This is a genomic window from Amycolatopsis umgeniensis, from assembly GCF_014205155.1.
In the GTDB taxonomy this organism is placed as follows: domain Bacteria; phylum Actinomycetota; class Actinomycetes; order Mycobacteriales; family Pseudonocardiaceae; genus Amycolatopsis; species Amycolatopsis umgeniensis.
This window is the reverse complement of record NZ_JACHMX010000001.1, coordinates 7,161,899-7,176,925: the sequence shown is the minus strand read 5'-3', so window position 1 is coordinate 7,176,925 and position 15,027 is coordinate 7,161,899. Positions and strand designations below refer to the sequence as shown.

Here is a 15,027-nt window from a genome sequence, read left to right as displayed (position 1 = left end):
ACCGCCCTCAACGGGCGAGCTTCGCTCGACGGATTGAACCCACATGCTGCGTGCTCTGTCCGGCCTGACCACACGCGGCCGCTGCCTCCTCGCCGCCGGCGTCGCCGCGGCGGTGTGCTCGTTCGTGCTCAACGAACGGGACCTGCTGCGCGTCGCGATGTTCGTCGTCGCCCTGCCGTTGCTGGTCGCCTTCTTCATCTCGGCGACCCGGCTGCGGCTGGGCGCGGCGCGCGCGCTGCGTCCGGACCGGGTCTCGGTCGGCTCGCCCGGTGAGGTCCAGCTCGAACTCTGGCGTGACGGCAGGCTCCCGGCGGGCGAGGTGCTGCTCGAAGACGGCGTGCCCTACGCGCTGGGTTCGCGGCCGCGGTTCGTCGTCGAGCGGCTGCCGCACGACCGGCGGGTCGCGCTGCGGTACCCGCTGCAGCCGGTGCTGCGCGGGATCCAGCAGGTCGGCCCGCTGCGGGCGACGATCACCGACCCGTTCGGGCTGTGCGAGTTCGAACGCGAGCTGATCGGGCATTCGCGGCTGGTCGTCGTGCCGAAGGTGGTCGGCCTGTGGGGCCTGCCCAGCGGCGCCGGGATCGGCGCCGGGGACGACGGCAGCATCCGTCTGCACGCCGGACAGGGCGAGGCGGACGTGATCGTCCGGCAATACCGCCAGGGCGACGACCTGCGGAAGGTCCACTGGCGCTCGACAGCCCGCCGCGACGAGATCATGGTCCGCGTCGAGGAGCGGCCGTGGCGTGGCGGCACCACGGTGCTGCTGGATCACCGCGCGGCCGCGCATCACGGCACCGGACCGGCGGCGAGCCTCGAATGGGCCGTTTCGTTCGCCGCTTCCGTCGGCCTGCACCTGCGCCGCTCCGGTCACCGCGTCCGGCTGATCACCGAACACGGCCAGACCCTGGCCGACACCCCCGGTGAAGGTGGCGAGCACTACGACAACGTGGTGCTCGACGTCCTCGCCGCGCTCCAGCCCGCGCACCAGCGCGACATCACCCTCGGCCACGATCCGGCCGAAGGACAGGAACTCATCGCCGTGCTCGGCACCGTCAGCAACGAATCCGTGCACGAGCTGTCCCGGTACCGCCCGCGCGGGATCCGGAGCCTCGCCGTGCTGCTCGACACCCCCGGCTGGTCCGCGGGCGTCAACCGGCCCGAAAACCGTGCCGCCGCCACCGAGGAGTCGGTGGCGCTGCTGCGCGCCGCGGGCTGGGGCGTCGTCGTCGCCGGCCCCGGATCGCCCATGCAGCAGGTCTGGGCCGAGCTGTGCCAGACCGCCACGCGCCGGGGCACGCTGATCGGAGGCGGCCTGTGACCACGACCGCGCCGCCCCTCCCGCACACCCCCAAACCGCGTCCCGAGGCGCCGCCGCCGGTCTGGACGAGCAGTGTGCTCGCGCCGATCGCGGCCGGACTCGCCACGCTGTTCGCCTCGACCTCGATGACCGGGGTCGTCTCCGGCTGGGCGTGGTTCGGCTACCTGCTGGTCGCCGTCGTGCTGATCGCCTCCGCCGGACTCGCCCTGCGCTCACTGCGCGCGCCGACCATCGTCGTCGGCCTGGCGCAGCTGCTGGTGCTGCTGTTCCTGATCACCGGGGCGTTCACCACCAGCGGGATCCTGAAGATCATCCCCGGCCCGGACGCGCTCGAGGAACTACGCGGCGTCCTCGCCGCGGCGGCCGAGCAGATCCGCGTCGGACTGCCGCCGATCGAGGGCACGCCGCCGATCCTCTGCCTGGTCACCATCGCGATCGGCCTGGTCGCGGTCCTGGTCGACACCCTGGCCGTGGCCGCCGCCGCGCCCGCCGCGACCGGTCTGGTCCTGCTGTGCGTGTACGCCGTTCCCGCCGCGCTGGCCGAAGAAATGCTGCCGTGGTGGACGTTCCTGCTCGGCGCCGCCGCGTTCGCCGCGCTGCTCGCCGTCGACGGCAACCACCGGCACCGCCGCTGGCGCAACCGGGACGCGCCAGGACTGGGCAACTCGGCGGGCACGCTGTCCGCCCCTGTCGGCGTCGTGAGCGCCGCGATCGCGCTGGGCCTGGTCATCGGCGCGGCCGCCACCGGGGTCGGCACTGTCGGCAGCCTCCCCGGCGGGACCGGATCGGGCCGTGGTGGCGCGGGCGGATTCGGCGTCGAGCCGTTCACGCAGCTGCGCGGTCTGCTCGACCAGGGCGAGAACGTCGAGCTGTTCAAGGTCTACGGGATGGGCGCGGACAAGCGGCTGCTGCGCGCGTTCACCCTCGACACGTACACGCCGAACAAGGGCTGGGGGCTGGCGCAGAACGGCCGCGCCCAGCAAGGGGTGCAGGCCAACCAGCCGCTCCCGGCCGTCAAGGGCGACGACGGCAACGGTCCCGGACGCGAGGTCCGGATCGAACCGACGAACTGGGTCGACAACTGGCTGCCGATCTACGGTGTGCCGCGGATGCTCACCGGGCTGGCCGACAACTGGCTGTACGACCCCGTCGGCGGTGCCGTGTTCACCACGACCAAGCAGAACGCGCCCGCCTACACCGAGGTCGCGGCGATCAAGGAACCGTCGAAGGACGAACTCCGGCTCGACGACGCGCGGCTGGCCGAGGTGCCGCTGCAGTTCACCCAGGTCGACAACGTCGATCCCAGGGTGACCGCGAAGGCCAAGCAGCTCACGGAGAACGAGTCCAACAACTTCGACAAGGCCCAGGCGCTCTGGTCGTTCTTCACCGCGCAGAACGGCTTCGTCTACGACACCAAGACCGCCGACGCCACCGACTCCGACGCGCTCGCCGACTTCATCCTCAACGGCAAACGCGGGTTCTGCGAGCAGTTCGCGTCCGCGATGGCCGTGATGCTGCGGGCGGTCGGCATCCCGTCGCGGGTCGCCATCGGCTTCACCTCCGGGACGCCGAAGGGCGATCACCTCTCGATCAGCTCCGAGGACGCGCACGCGTGGGTCGAGGTCTACTTCCAGACGAAGGGCTGGGTCAGCTTCGACCCGACCCCGCTGGTCGACGGCCGCGCGGTCGTCCCGCCGTACCTGCAGAACGACACCAGCAGCTCCACGACCAACGACACCCAGGAAGTGCCGAGCGCGCCGGCGTCGAGCGCCCCCGCCACCGGCACTCCCCGCGAACCGGGCGCGGATCCCGGCGCGGACGGCAGCGGTGGCCAGCAGGACGAAGAGCCGCTGTGGCCCGCCATCCTCGCCGGTCTTCTCGGCGGGCTGGCGGCCGCGCTGACCCTGGTCGTGATCGTGCGGTCGCGGTTGAGACACCGGGCGCTGATGCGCTCGTCACCGTCCCCGGACGCGCCCGCTCCGGCTCACGGGTTGCTGGACAACCAGAACGTGGCGAACTGGCTGCCGCTGATAGCGATCGGCCTGTGGGTGGGGGCGTTCGCGTTCCTGGCGGCTTGGGTGTCGTGGTGGTTCGCGCTGGTGCTGGTGGTCGTCCTCGGCGGCCTCGGGACGCCGACGGCGATCCGGGAGATCAAGCGGCGGCTGCGGCTGCAGAAGATCGCGTCCCACTCCCCCGCCGCGGCCGACGCCGCGTGGCGCGAACTGATGGACGAATGCGCGGACCGCGGCCTGCCGCTCTCCGACGGCGACACGGTGCGCGTGGCGGGGCGGAAGGTCGTCGAGAAGCACCGTCTGGACGACGAGGGCCGCTCCGGCCTGCGGACGGTCATCGGCGTCGTGGAGCGATCCTGGTACTCGGCCGAGCCGTCAAACGACCACGAGCTGGGCCCGGCCTTCGACGAGGTTCGCAAGAGCCTGAAGCGGAACGCGCCCATGTCGTGGAAGGGCCGGCTGTTCCCGCGCTCGCTGCGGCGAGGCAAGTAACCGGTGTGAAGTACGTGAAGGCCCCCTTCACGTACTTGGTGGGTGAAGGGAGCCTTCACCGCGTGACACGTGGGGAAAGTCCCCTCACGCACTGGATGGGTCAAGGGAACCTTCACCACACGACACGCGGGCAAAAGCTCCCATCACCACACGACACGTGGGCAAAGCCCCCCTCGCATACTCCGTACCCAGCGCGAGCAGTCGCCTCGATCGGCATGACAACGCGAACATGCCGACGGGGCACGGCCCCGTCGGCATGTTCGCGTGTGTGAGAGCTACTGCTCCTCGAAGCGCTGGCGGAAGCGCTCTTCCATGCGCTGGGTGAAGGAACTCCGGCGCGGGGACGACTTGCCGCCACCACCGCCTGCCCCCTGGCCACCGCTTTCCTTACCGCCTTCCGCTTCGGCTCCTTGCCGAATCGACGTGACGGCCATCATGACTCCGAAGAACATCACGAGGAACCCGAGCACGCTGATCACTGGGATCTCGGCCACCCGGATGTTGACCACCACGCCGAGCACCAGGAGTGCGACGCCCACTACGAACAGGGCGATGCCCTGCAAACGCCGTCGGCGGGCGGGGCGGCGCAACCGGGTGCCTCGCACCGTGGATGCGAACTTGGGGTCCTCGGCATAGAGCTCGCGCTCGATCTGATCGAGCAGCCGCTGCTCATGCTCGGAGAGTGGCATCTTTCCTCCTCCGGCACAGCTGTCGCGGGCGCCGGGCCGCGCAACGTCATGGACCCAACAGACAACCCCAGGCGGGGTGTCTCTGTCCAGGATACGAGCCCCGCGCTCGTCCGACTACCCGATCCCGTATCCAGAAGGGATCGAATTGGCCGAAACCACCCGACTCGGCTCTCTCGAAGACGGCCGAACAGGCGATGTCACTGGTCACGGGGGGTCAGCAGTGACGCGGGCCGCACCGCCGCGGCGCCGAACTTCGACCTCGCGACGTCGGCGGCGACTTCCGCATCCCGCCAACGGGGTTCGGGTGAGTCGAAAAGTAGTTGTTCTCCGTCACCCTCCGTGTCCAAACCCTCGACCCTTACGCCGATCAGGCGGACTGCGCCCGCCGGCGCGTGCTCGGTGAGGAGTTCGACGGCGGTGCGGTGGATGTCGCGGGCCACATCCACCCCGACGGCGGTTGTCCTGGCGCGCGTGATGGTCTTGAAATCCGCGAACCGGACCTTGATCGACACCGTCCGCCCGCGCAGTCCCCGGCGGCGCAGGGTGGCGGCGACACGTTCCGAGAGCCGGAGCAGTTCGAGTCCGAGCGCCGAGCGGTCGTGGAGGTCGACGTCGAAGGTCACTTCGGCGCCGATCGACTTGTCCGGCGTCTCCGGGATCACCTCGCGCTCGTCGTGGCCGTTCGCGAGCGCGTACAGGTGCTCCCCCAGCGCCCGCCCGAGCGAACGCCTCAGCCTGGACAGCGGCGCGGCGGCGATGTCGGCGATCGTGTCGAGGCCCTGCTGCCGCAGGTGCTCCTCGGTGCGTTTGCCGACGCCCCACAGCGCCGACACCGGCAGCGGGTGCAGGAAGGCGAGCGTCTCGGCCGCCGGGACGACGACCATGCCGTCCGGTTTCGCCATCCCGGACGCGAGCTTCGCGACGAACTTGATCTTCGCGACGCCGACCGAGCAGCTGATCCCGAAGTCCGCGGCGACCCGCTCCCGGATCCAGGCGCCCAGCCGCGCCGGTGACGAGTCCAGCCGCTTGAGCGCCCCGCTGACGTCCAGGAAGGCCTCGTCCAGGCTCAGCGGCTCCACCAGAGGCGTCAGCTCACGGAAGACCGCCATGACGCCTTGGGACACCTCGCCGTAGAGGCCGGGCGTGGGGGTGATGCAGATCAGCTGGGGGCAGAGCCGTTTGGCTGTCGAGAACGGCATGGCCGAGCGGACCCCGAACTCGCGCGCCGCATAGCTCGCGGCCGCCACGACCGACCGCGGGCCGCCACCGGAGACGACCACCGGCTCGTCCGCCAGCTCGGGACGCGTGCGCAGCTCGCAGGACACGAAGAAGGCGTCCATGTCGACGTGCAGCAGACCGCAGCCGGTGTCGTCCGGCCAGGTGGTGGCCCCGGTGGTCACCCGGTAGCGGGCCATCCCACCGGGCAGTTCAGCGTTTCTCCCCACGAGCAGACGCTAGCCCGGACCACCGACAATCTCGCTCGTGAGTGGCAAGGACGGCTATCGAGGGGTGAGGCAAAGGTGGCGTGATGGCACTCTTCGGCGCCCGATACGTGGGCGAAGTCGCGAAAGCACTTTCGCAACGCGTCTCCCCAGCGTGGCCGCTTACCCGGGTGTCGCGAAAGCCACTTTCGGGACACCTGATGTCCCGAAAGTGGCTTTCGGGACATCGCCACAGGCCATCCGCGGCCAAGCCACGTTGCCTTCCCCTCGATAACCCGACTTACCACTCACGAGGTCAGGGACGGCGCGCCAAGATGTGCAGCCTGCTGGAGATGTCCCGCAGCGGCGAAACCGACGCGGCCGCCAGCTCGAACTCCGCCAGGTCCTCTTCCCGCACTCCGCCGGGCACGAAGTCCGCGACGACGCCATCGCCCTGCAGCGATTCCACCTCGAGCCCCGCCGCGACCAGTTGCGCGCTGAGGGCCTCGCCGTCGAAGCGCCGCAGCACGGTCTCGCGGCCGCCGCCCAGCACGCCGCTCTCGGCCGCGAGCAGTTCCCGCGCCTCGCCGAGCCGTCCGGCCAGCGCGCGCTGCAGGATCGCGGCGTGGCGGTTCGCCACCAGCACCGAGACCGCGCCGCCGGGTTTGACCGCGGTGGCCAGCGCGGCGAGCACCGCCTCCGGATCGTCGACGACTTCGAGCAGGCCGTGCGCGAGCACGAGATCGGCCGATCCGGCCTCGACGTGGGCTCCGAGCGCGTCGGAGTCGTCGGCGATCACCGTGATGCTGCCGGAGACGCCCTCTTCCTCGGCGCGGCGGCGCAGGGTCGCCAGCGCGTTGGGGTTCGGCTCGACCACGGTCACCAGGCAGCCCGCCGAGGCCAGCGGTACCGCCCAGCCCCCGCTTCCGCCGCCGACGTCGACGACGTGCGGCTGTTGTGCGCCTCGCGCCCGTGCGGCCCGGAGTTCTGCTTCGAGAACCCGGCGAACCGCCCCCGATCCCCGCGTGGCCACGGTGTCCGTCTTCATGAACGCACAGCGTAATGCCCGCCTTCCGGGCGCCGCCGGGTGTAGTCCGATGCGGTGTTCGACACCTTGCCAAGGAGCCGTCCCGCCGACTGCCCGTAGGCTGGTCGAGTGCACACGGTCGCTGTTCTCAGCCTGAAGGGTGGCGTCGGTAAAACGACGGTCGCCCTCGGTGTCGCGTCCGCCGCCCTGCGCAGGGGCGCCAGGACCCTCGTGGCCGACCTCGACCCGCAAGGCAACGCCACCACGTCGCTGGACCCGCCCCTCACCGATCGCACCCTGGCCGACGTCCTGGAGACGCCGGTGCGCTCGGTGCTCGAACGCGCGATCGCGCCCAGCGTGTGGAGCGACCAGATCGACGTCCTCGTCGGCGCCGAAGAGCTGGAGATGCTCAACGAGCCCGACGCCGACATCCGCCGTCTGGAGAACCTCTCCCGCGCGCTCGACGAGCTGCACACGAACCCGCTGCGCGAGGAACCCTACGAACTGGTGATCCTCGACTGCCCGCCGTCGCTGGGCAGGCTGACCCGCTCGGCGCTGGTGGCCGCGGACAGCGCCCTGATCGTCACCGAGCCGACGATGTACGCCGTCTCCGGCGCCCGCCGCGCGCTCGAAGCGATCGAGAAGATCCGCGAGGAGCAGAACCCGGGTCTCCGGCCGATCGGCGTCGTGGTCAACAAGCTCCGCGTGCGCTCCTACGAGCACCAGTTCCGCGTGGCCGAACTGCGGGAGAACTTCGGCCCGCTGGTGATGCCGACGGCCATCCCGGACAGGCTCGCCGTGCAGCAGGCGCAGGGCGCGTGCAGCCCGATCCACGAGTGGCACTCCCCCGGCGCGCAGGAGATCGCGCTCACCTTCAACATGGTGCTGGCGAAGGTCCTCCGCTCGAGCCGGGCCGGACGGCATCGCGTCCGCGGCGACGAAGGGCCCGAGCCCACCGAAGAGCCCGCCAAACTGAGCGACACCGGCACGGGTTAGCGCCGATGCCCGAAGGCGACACCGTCTTCCTCGCAGGCAAGGTGCTCGACAAAGCGCTGGCGGGGAAGACCCTCGTACGAGGCGAGTTCCGGGTCCCTCAGCTGGCCACGGTGGATCTCTCCGGACGCGACGTACTCGGCGTCGGCACGGTCGGCAAGCATCTGCTGACCCGCTTCTCCGGCGAGCTCACCCTGCACAGTCACCTGCGGATGGACGGCAAGTGGGCGGTCTATCCGGCGGGCGCGCGCTGGCGCCATCCGGCCCATCACGCGCGGGTCATCCTGGCGGCCGAAGGCGTGCAGGCCGTCGGCTTCCGCGTGCACGACCTCGAACTCGTGCCCACGGACGAAGAAGACCGTTTGGTGGGCCACCTCGGCCCGGATCTGCTCGATCCACAGTGGACGGACGAACTCGCGGGGCTGGCGGCGACCGCGCTGGCCGCGGATCCGGATCGCGAACTCGGCGACGCCCTGCTGGATCAGCGGATCATGGCCGGGATCGGCAACATGTACAAGGTCGAGATGTGCTTCCTGCTCGGGGTCACGCCGTGGACACCGGTTTCCGGGGTGGATCCGGCGAAGGCCGTCGCGCTCGGCCGCAAACTGTTGAAGGCCAACGCCTGGCGCACTTCGCAGACCACCACCGGGGACCTGCGCCGCGGCCGCGAACACTGGGTCTACGAGCGGACCAAAACGGGCTGTTTCCGCTGTGGCGGACGGCTCCGGGTCGCTTCTCAGGGTGCCGGGCACCAGGCGAGGCCGACCTGGTTCTGCCCGAAATGCCAGACCGGACCCGCTCCCAGCGGCTAAGCTGGCCTCGTGACGCTGTTCAAGCTCCCGCTCTACGGGGCCGACACCGAACGCGGCGACCTCGCTCCCTGAGCCGTCCGCTCCCCCGCACGTCACCCTTCACTTTTCTTTCCCAGGGAGCTTTGTCATGTCCGGATTCCTCACCGGCGAGGCGCTGCGCGCGTTCGTGCACGCCTTGCCCAAGGTCGAACTCCACGTCCATCTCGTCGGTTCCGCGAGCCTGCCCACCGTGCTGGAACTGGCCCGCCGCCGCCCGTCCGCGGGGGTGCCGACCGAGCCGGAGGCGCTCGCCGAGTTCTTCACCTTCCGCGACTTCCCGCATTTCCTCCGCAACTACCTGGCGGTGACGTCGCTGGTGCGCGACGCCCGCGACATCCACACCCTCGTCACCGGGCTGGCCGCCGATCTGGCCGCGCAGAACGGCCGCTACGCCGAAGTGACCGTGACGCCGTACAACCACGTCCTCGACGGGATGTCGGCCGACGATCTCCTCACCGGTCTCGCCACCGGAAGAGCCGCGGCGCGGGCGGACCACGGGGTGGAACTGGCCTGGTGCTTCGACATTCCCGGCGAGAAGGGGGTCGTCGCCGGACGCGAGACGCTCGTGTTCGCGCTCCGCGAACGCCCCGAAGGTCTGGTGTCCTTCGGGCTCGGCGGTCCCGAGGTCGGTGTCGGGCGCGCGCAGTTCGCCCCCTTCTTCACCGCGGCCCGGGAGGCGGGGCTGCACAGCGTCCCGCACGCGGGCGAGACCACCGGCCCGGCCACCGTCTGGTCGGCGGTGCACGATCTCGGCGCCGAGCGGATCGGCCACGGCATCGGCGCGCACGCCGATCCGGCGCTCCTGGAATACCTTGCCGTACAAGGGATCCCACTGGAGGTCTGCCCCACGTCGAATATCCGGACAGGACAGTTCCCGTCGATCGCGGCGCATCCCGTGCGGCGGCTGCTCGACCACGGCGTGACGGTCACCCTCAACACCGACGACCCGCCGATGTTCGGCGCCACCCTCGACGGCGAGTACCTGGCCGTCGCCGAGACGCTGGGCCTGACCGCGACCGAAATCGCCCGATTCGCGACGAACGCGGTGGAAGCGTCTTTTCTGCCCTCGGCGGACAAGACCGTCCTGCTCACGGAGATCGAAGAAATCTTGTTGCAGGACCACGAACTCCTCGCATAGCGTGGCGGTACACGAGAGAGGAGGTGGTCCAAAGTTGTATTCCAACAGGACTCGTGAGGTGACTGTCCGCTAGCGGACGGCACGCGTAGGACTTTTGAGCAGCGATACAACGCAAGTTGGAGCCACCTTCGGCTCGTCGTCTCTGCTTCGCGTGGTGCCTGATAGCGAATACCAGGCAGTCACCGGGCCCCCGAGGTTCCCGAGCACCGGTCCGGCTCGGGCCCGGCCGCCGATTCCGGCGTCCGGGAGCCGCCTCGGGGTTCCCTCATTTCCGGCCTGTTGCGTCATTTGCGCGGCCGGAGGGACCACCCGCCGCGCCGGAGAACCGTCCGTCGCTGTTCGCCCCCGGAACTCCCGCAGACTGGATAGCCTGACGCCATGCTGAGGCCCGCTTTCCCGATCAAAACCCAGCGCCTGACCCTCCGCGCCTTCACGCCGGCGGATCTCGACGAACTCAACTCCTTCCAGTCCCGCGCCGACGTCGCCCGCTATCTCTACTGGGGTCCGCGCAGCCGGGCCGAATCCGCCGCCGCGCTCGCCAAACGGGTGCACAGCAGCAGCCTGTCGAAGGAAGGCCAGTTCCTGGCGGTGGCCGTGGAACTGACCGAGACCGGGCAGCTCATCGGCGATCTGAACCTCGAGTACCTCAGCAGCGAACACCGTCAGGGCGAGGTCGGTTTCGTGTTCCATCCCGATCACCACGGCAAGGGGTTCGCCGCGGAGGCCGCCGTCGAACTGCTGCGGCTCGGCTTCGAAGACCTCGGACTGCACCGGATCATCGGTCGCTGTGACGGCCGCAACACCGCTTCCTCCACCCTGATGGAACGCCTCGGGATGCGCAAAGAGGCCCATCTCCGGGAGAACGAGATCGTCAAGGGCGAGTGGTGTGACGAACTCGTCTTCGCGATGCTCGAAGACGAGTGGAAGGCGAGCCGCTAGAGCTCACCAGGCATGATGGGCGCGTGTTCTTCGACAAGATCGTCCGCCCCGCGCTGTACCGGGTCTCCGGCGGCGACCCCGAAACCGTGCACGAACGCACCATCGGCACGCTCGCCAGGCTGAGCCGGGTCTCTCCCGCGCTCGGCGCGCTCGGCCGCGTCTACCGGACGGACGATCCGGTCACCTTCCTCGGGCTCCGCTTCCCGAACCGGGTCGGCCTCGCCGCCGGGATGGACAAGAACGGCCGCGCGCTGCACGCCTGGCCCGCGCTCGGTTTCGGTTTCGTCGAGGTCGGCACGGTCACCCGGCATCCGCAGCCGGGCAACGACAAGCCGAGGTTGTTCACCCTCGCCGAGACCGACGCGGTGATCAACCGGATGGGCTTCAACAACGAAGGCGCGGAAGCGCTCGCCGCCCGCCTCGCCGCGGGCGGGAAGCCGCCGGTGCCGCTCGGCGTCAGCATCGGCAAGTCCAAGGTGACCCCGCTCGACGAGGCCGTCGAGGACTACCGGTTCTCGCTGCGGGCGCTGCACCCGTACGCCGACTACTTCGCGATCAACGTCAGTTCACCCAACACACCGGGACTGCGGGCGCTGCAGGACAAGTCCGCGCTCGCCGAACTGCTCTCCGAACTGCGTGGGACTTCGGCCGAGCTCGCGGGCGACGCCGAACCGACGCCGGTGCTGGTGAAGGTCGCCCCCGACCTCACCGACGAAGCGCTCGCGGAGCTGCTGGAGGTCTGCCTCGAACACGGTGTCGCCGGGCTGATCGCGACCAACACGACGCTGTCCCGCGAAGGGATCGCGCCCGTCGAGGCCTCCGTCGGCGAGCAAGCGGGCGGGCTTTCCGGCCGCCCGCTCACCGCACGCGCGGTCGAGGTGGTGCGCTTCGTGCACGGCGAAACCGGCGGCAAGCTGCCGATCATCGGCGTCGGCGGGATCTTCGACGCCGGCGCCGCCGCCCGGATGCTCGACGCCGGCGCCGGTCTCGTCCAGCTCTACTCCGGTTTCGCCCTGCACGGTCCCGGTCTGGTCAAGCGGGTCGCCCGAGGTCTCGCGGCCCGGCCGTACTGACGAACCTCAGGTACGCCCGCCAGCACTGGTACCGCGTCAGCTCCGTCGCCGTCGCCGCGGCCGCCTGGTCACAAAGGACGGCCAGCGGGGTTTCGCCGTTCTCCAGCCGGATCCGGCCGAGGACGAACGGAGCGGGCAGCGTGGCCGCGAAGGCGCCGAGAGCGGCGGGCGAGAGTCGCCAGCGTTCACCCGACAGCATCGTGTGCTCGCCCGCGGCGCTCACCGGCACCACACCCGGCTGCGGCGGCGCTGTCGGCAGCAGCACCATCCGATAGCCCTCGGCGGTCTGGACCGGCCCGGTGAACCGCGCCCCCGCTGTCACCAGGCAGTCGTTCAGCGGCTGTCCGCGCAGGTGCGCGCCGAACACCACGAGATCCGCGCCCGGTGCTGGATAAGGGAATTCGGCCTGTTCGTCGGTGAGCACGGCGGCGAGGTCGATGGCGACCTGGTCGTCGAACGGACGCACCACCACCGACACCCCGTACGGCCCGAGATCCGACGGCGACGACGGCACCGTGACCGCGGCGAGGTCGAGCAGGTTGACGAACGCGGTGAACTTCTCCAGCCGTTTCGCGACACCGTCCGGATCGGACAGCGCCTCGGACATCTCGGGATGGTCCAAAACGGTCGGCAGGACCAGGGCGTCGTACTCGGACAGCATCCTGAGCGCGAGCATCCCGGCCTCGGCGACGCGCTGCCTGTCGGCGGTGAAACCGTCGTCGTGGATCAGGTCGCCCACGGACAGCAGCGCGGTGACCTCGACCGTCTCCACGATGGCCCCGGACGCCCGCAGCGCCGAAACCGCGCCGAGGAAACCGGATCGGGACTGCAACGAGAGACCGGTGAGCGTTTCGGAGCCCGGGATCGCCACCTTCGGCCGATCCCCCGCGGAGAGCCGGACGTCCGGGGGCCAGTCACGGGCGAGCGGGTCGATCCCGTCCGGACCGGTCATCAGTCCCAGCGCGCGCTGGCCGAGCGTGAGACTGCGCGAGAACAGGGCGATCCCGCCGCACGGCGCGGCGCCCGTCTTGGGCACGAGGCCCAGCGTCGGTTTCATCCCGACGATCCCGTTGAGCGACGCGGGCACCCGGCCCGCTCCCGCCGTATCCGTGCCGACTGCCAGATCGGCGAGGCCGAGTGCGACGGCGACGGCCGCGCCGCTGCTCGCGCTCCCCGAGACGCGGGCCGTGTTCAGCGCGGCGCTCACGGCGCCGTACGGACTGTGGGTGTGCTCGAGATCGCTGCCGAACCGGTCACGGTTGGTCTTGCCGATCACCACCGCGCCTGCGGCTGTCAGCCTGGACACGGCGGGGGCGCCGACACAGCAGACGTCCTCCCCCGCCGTGGGAAGTCCGGCGACGTCGATGTCGTCGGCGACGGCCACGAGGGTTCCGGCGAGCGGGAGATCCGTCCCCGCACGCAGGCGTTCGTCGACGGCCTTCGCGTCCACAAGGGCGTCTTCCAGAGGACGGAGGGTGATCCAGACGTCGGGCCGGTCGACCTCGGCGATCCGGTCGTAGGCCGCGATGACCCGTTGGTAGGAGCTGGGAGGAGGGACGGGGATCGGTTCTGGTTCCGGGGGAAGCGTCGTCACTGGGCGTCCTTTCCTCGGCGGGGACGAGAAAGACCACTGCGCGAGATCCACTGTGTCCGGTCCGCCACCCTGGGACGCCCGCTCACGCGGGCTGGGTTCAGGCCCGAGCTGGGAGAAGCACTGCGTGCATGAGAGAAACGTTAGGCATCGCGCGGCCCCGTCACCAGCGGATCCGGGTCACGCGAGCGTTTCGGTATCACACAGTGAGCGAGTCGTTACGCAATGGAGTATTAGCAACGACGAATGGGACGATTGTCCAGGAAAGCGCCTGCTCAGCCCCCGTGATCCAAGGCGGAACTCGGGTGCTTGAAGGCCGAACTCACGTGATTGTAAGGCGATCTCGCGTGATCAGACGGACATGACGCGAGATCCGCCTTCAATCACGTGAGATCGCCGCTCAATCACGCGTGTCGTCCGTCTGATCACGCGAGTTACGGGTTCAGGAGAGTTCGCGCAGGGCCATGGCCAGCCCGGCGAGCTTGTCGGTCGCGTCGGAGAGCGATTCCTTGGACGAAGTCATGCCGTCCGAGCTCGCGGCGACGGTGTGCCCGGCGGCCGCGACGAGACCGCCGTAGCCGTCGACGCCGTCGTCGAGCTGCTCCCGCAGCTGCGTGATGGCGGCGTCGAGGGCGCCGCGTTCCCGCTCGGGCGCGGAGTCACGTCCGCGTTCGATGGCCTGGATCCGGCCCGCCAGCCCGCGCAGGGCCTGCGCGGCCTCCGCGGCGGTGGTGCGGGCGTCGGCCACGGCGATCTCCGACACCGGCATGGTGCCCAGCGACGTCGGCTGCGAGAGCTGGCGAAGCAGCTCCGTCAGCGAAGCCTCGCTCTCGACGAGGCGCTCCATCGGCTCCCGCGCGACGGACCGCGCCGGAGGCAGCGGCGGCGGGGTGGTGGGCGCGGCGGGCAGCACGGTGCGTTTGAGCGACCGCAGCCGCAGCCCCGACTTGACCCCGAAGGTGCCGAAGATGACGGTGAACGCGCCGCCCGCGATGGCCTGGAGGACGTCGGCCTCGCCCGACTTCAACAGTCCGGCGCCCGCGACGAAGGCGAACAGTCCACAAAGGATGGTGAGGAGGATCCAGAAGGTCAGCGCACGGGACGTGCGGCGCTTCTGTCTCTCCAGTTTGGCGGCGGGTTCGTTCCAGCGGGCCCATTTGGCCTTCGCCTCGGCGACCACCGGGATCTGGCCCGACGCCATCGAGGTCAGCTGCTGCGAGATCTTCGGCATGGCGGGCATCTGCGGCATCTGCGGGCGGGGCCGGGACGGCGCGGGCCGCGAAGAACCCTGTTGCTCGGACGGCGGGATGTAGCGCTGCAGCTTCTCCTGCGCGCGCTGGGCGTAATCGGGCAGCTTTTCGATGTGCTTCTCAAGCTTGGCGGTGAACTCCCCGAAGTCCTTGCGCCTGCCCTGACCCATTTCCCTCGCCCCTGTCTTCTGGTGAGACCGGTCCCGCACCCGCGCGGGGGTGCGGGACCGGCT

General features: G+C 70.2%; 12 protein-coding genes. 7 read left to right on the top strand and 5 right to left on the bottom strand.

Features of this window, described 5'->3' with window-relative positions; translation table 11 throughout:
* The first annotated feature begins 43 nt into the window (after positions 1-43).
* Both HDA45_RS33420 and HDA45_RS33415 read left to right on the top strand, forming a co-directional pair.
* Complete coding sequence (locus tag HDA45_RS33420) at positions 44-1,318, top strand: DUF58 domain-containing protein (RefSeq protein WP_184902110.1); 1,275 nt, start codon at positions 44-46, stop codon at positions 1,316-1,318.
* Entirely contained in the window at positions 1,315-3,822 is a 2,508-nt protein-coding gene (locus HDA45_RS33415) for a transglutaminaseTgpA domain-containing protein (RefSeq protein ID WP_184902107.1), read from the top strand. The genes HDA45_RS33420 and HDA45_RS33415 overlap by 4 nt, the downstream gene beginning before the upstream one ends.
* A gap of 275 nt (positions 3,823-4,097) precedes the next feature.
* Here the strand turns inward: HDA45_RS33415 and HDA45_RS33410 are convergent, their stop codons facing one another.
* The 3 genes from HDA45_RS33410 to HDA45_RS33400 form a co-directional block, all read right to left on the bottom strand.
* Positions 4,098-4,511 (bottom strand): DUF3040 domain-containing protein, encoded by a 414-nt coding sequence (locus tag HDA45_RS33410; RefSeq protein ID WP_184902105.1) that lies wholly within the window; start codon positions 4,509-4,511, stop codon positions 4,098-4,100.
* A 197-nt stretch (positions 4,512-4,708) separates the two neighbouring features.
* Positions 4,709-5,926: a DNA polymerase IV gene (dinB, locus tag HDA45_RS33405; protein WP_184906315.1), complete on the bottom strand. Its 1,218-nt coding sequence runs from the start codon at positions 5,924-5,926 to the stop codon at positions 4,709-4,711.
* A gap of 322 nt (positions 5,927-6,248) precedes the next feature.
* Positions 6,249-6,980 carry a methyltransferase domain-containing protein gene (locus tag HDA45_RS33400; protein ID WP_184902103.1) on the bottom strand — a complete coding sequence of 244 codons (732 nt, stop codon included), beginning with the start codon at positions 6,978-6,980 and terminating at the stop codon, positions 6,249-6,251.
* 108 nt (positions 6,981-7,088) lie between these two features.
* Here HDA45_RS33400 and HDA45_RS33395 point away from each other — a divergent pair, with 108 nt between their 5' ends.
* The 5 genes from HDA45_RS33395 to HDA45_RS33375 all read left to right on the top strand — a co-directional run bounded on the left by HDA45_RS33395 (position 7,089) and on the right by HDA45_RS33375 (position 11,953).
* The gene (locus HDA45_RS33395) at positions 7,089-7,955 is read left to right on the top strand and encodes an AAA family ATPase (protein WP_184902101.1); all 867 of its coding nucleotides are present in this window, start codon (positions 7,089-7,091) and stop codon (positions 7,953-7,955) included.
* Positions 7,956-7,960: 5 nt separating this feature from the next.
* Positions 7,961-8,764 (top strand): Fpg/Nei family DNA glycosylase, encoded by an 804-nt coding sequence (locus HDA45_RS33390; protein WP_184902099.1) that lies wholly within the window; start codon positions 7,961-7,963, stop codon positions 8,762-8,764.
* A 127-nt stretch (positions 8,765-8,891) separates the two neighbouring features.
* Positions 8,892-9,941, top strand: coding sequence for an adenosine deaminase (gene add, locus HDA45_RS33385; protein ID WP_184902097.1), 1,050 nt, complete (start codon positions 8,892-8,894; stop codon positions 9,939-9,941).
* Positions 9,942-10,319: 378 nt separating this feature from the next.
* Complete coding sequence (locus tag HDA45_RS33380) at positions 10,320-10,880, top strand: GNAT family N-acetyltransferase (protein WP_184902095.1); 561 nt, start codon at positions 10,320-10,322, stop codon at positions 10,878-10,880.
* A 23-nt stretch (positions 10,881-10,903) separates the two neighbouring features.
* Entirely contained in the window at positions 10,904-11,953 is a 1,050-nt protein-coding gene (locus HDA45_RS33375) for a quinone-dependent dihydroorotate dehydrogenase (protein WP_184902093.1), read from the top strand.
* On the opposite strand, the gene HDA45_RS33370 is transcribed toward HDA45_RS33375, so the two are convergent.
* Together HDA45_RS33370 and pspM are read right to left on the bottom strand one after the other, a co-directional pair.
* Complete coding sequence (locus tag HDA45_RS33370) at positions 11,913-13,547, bottom strand: amidase family protein (protein WP_184902091.1); 1,635 nt, start codon at positions 13,545-13,547, stop codon at positions 11,913-11,915. The genes HDA45_RS33375 and HDA45_RS33370 overlap by 41 nt on opposite strands.
* Before the next feature lie 439 nt (positions 13,548-13,986).
* Positions 13,987-14,964: a phage shock envelope stress response protein PspM gene (gene pspM, locus HDA45_RS33365; RefSeq protein WP_184902089.1), complete on the bottom strand. Its 978-nt coding sequence runs from the start codon at positions 14,962-14,964 to the stop codon at positions 13,987-13,989.
* Positions 14,965-15,027: the final 63 nt, after the last annotated feature.

Coding starts and splice junctions, on each gene's coding strand:
- HDA45_RS33420 (WP_184902110.1), top strand. CDS start 44: ATGCTGCGTGCTCTGTCCGGCCTGACCACACGCGGCCGCTGCCTCCTC.
- HDA45_RS33410 (WP_184902105.1), bottom strand. CDS start 4,511: ATGCCACTCTCCGAGCATGAGCAGCGGCTGCTCGATCAGATCGAGCGC.
- dinB (WP_184906315.1), bottom strand. CDS start 5,926: ATGGCCCGCTACCGGGTGACCACCGGGGCCACCACCTGGCCGGACGAC.
- HDA45_RS33400 (WP_184902103.1), bottom strand. CDS start 6,980: ATGAAGACGGACACCGTGGCCACGCGGGGATCGGGGGCGGTTCGCCGG.
- HDA45_RS33390 (WP_184902099.1), top strand. CDS start 7,961: ATGCCCGAAGGCGACACCGTCTTCCTCGCAGGCAAGGTGCTCGACAAA.
- add (WP_184902097.1), top strand. CDS start 8,892: ATGTCCGGATTCCTCACCGGCGAGGCGCTGCGCGCGTTCGTGCACGCC.
- HDA45_RS33380 (WP_184902095.1), top strand. CDS start 10,320: ATGCTGAGGCCCGCTTTCCCGATCAAAACCCAGCGCCTGACCCTCCGC.
- pspM (WP_184902089.1), bottom strand. CDS start 14,964: ATGGGTCAGGGCAGGCGCAAGGACTTCGGGGAGTTCACCGCCAAGCTT.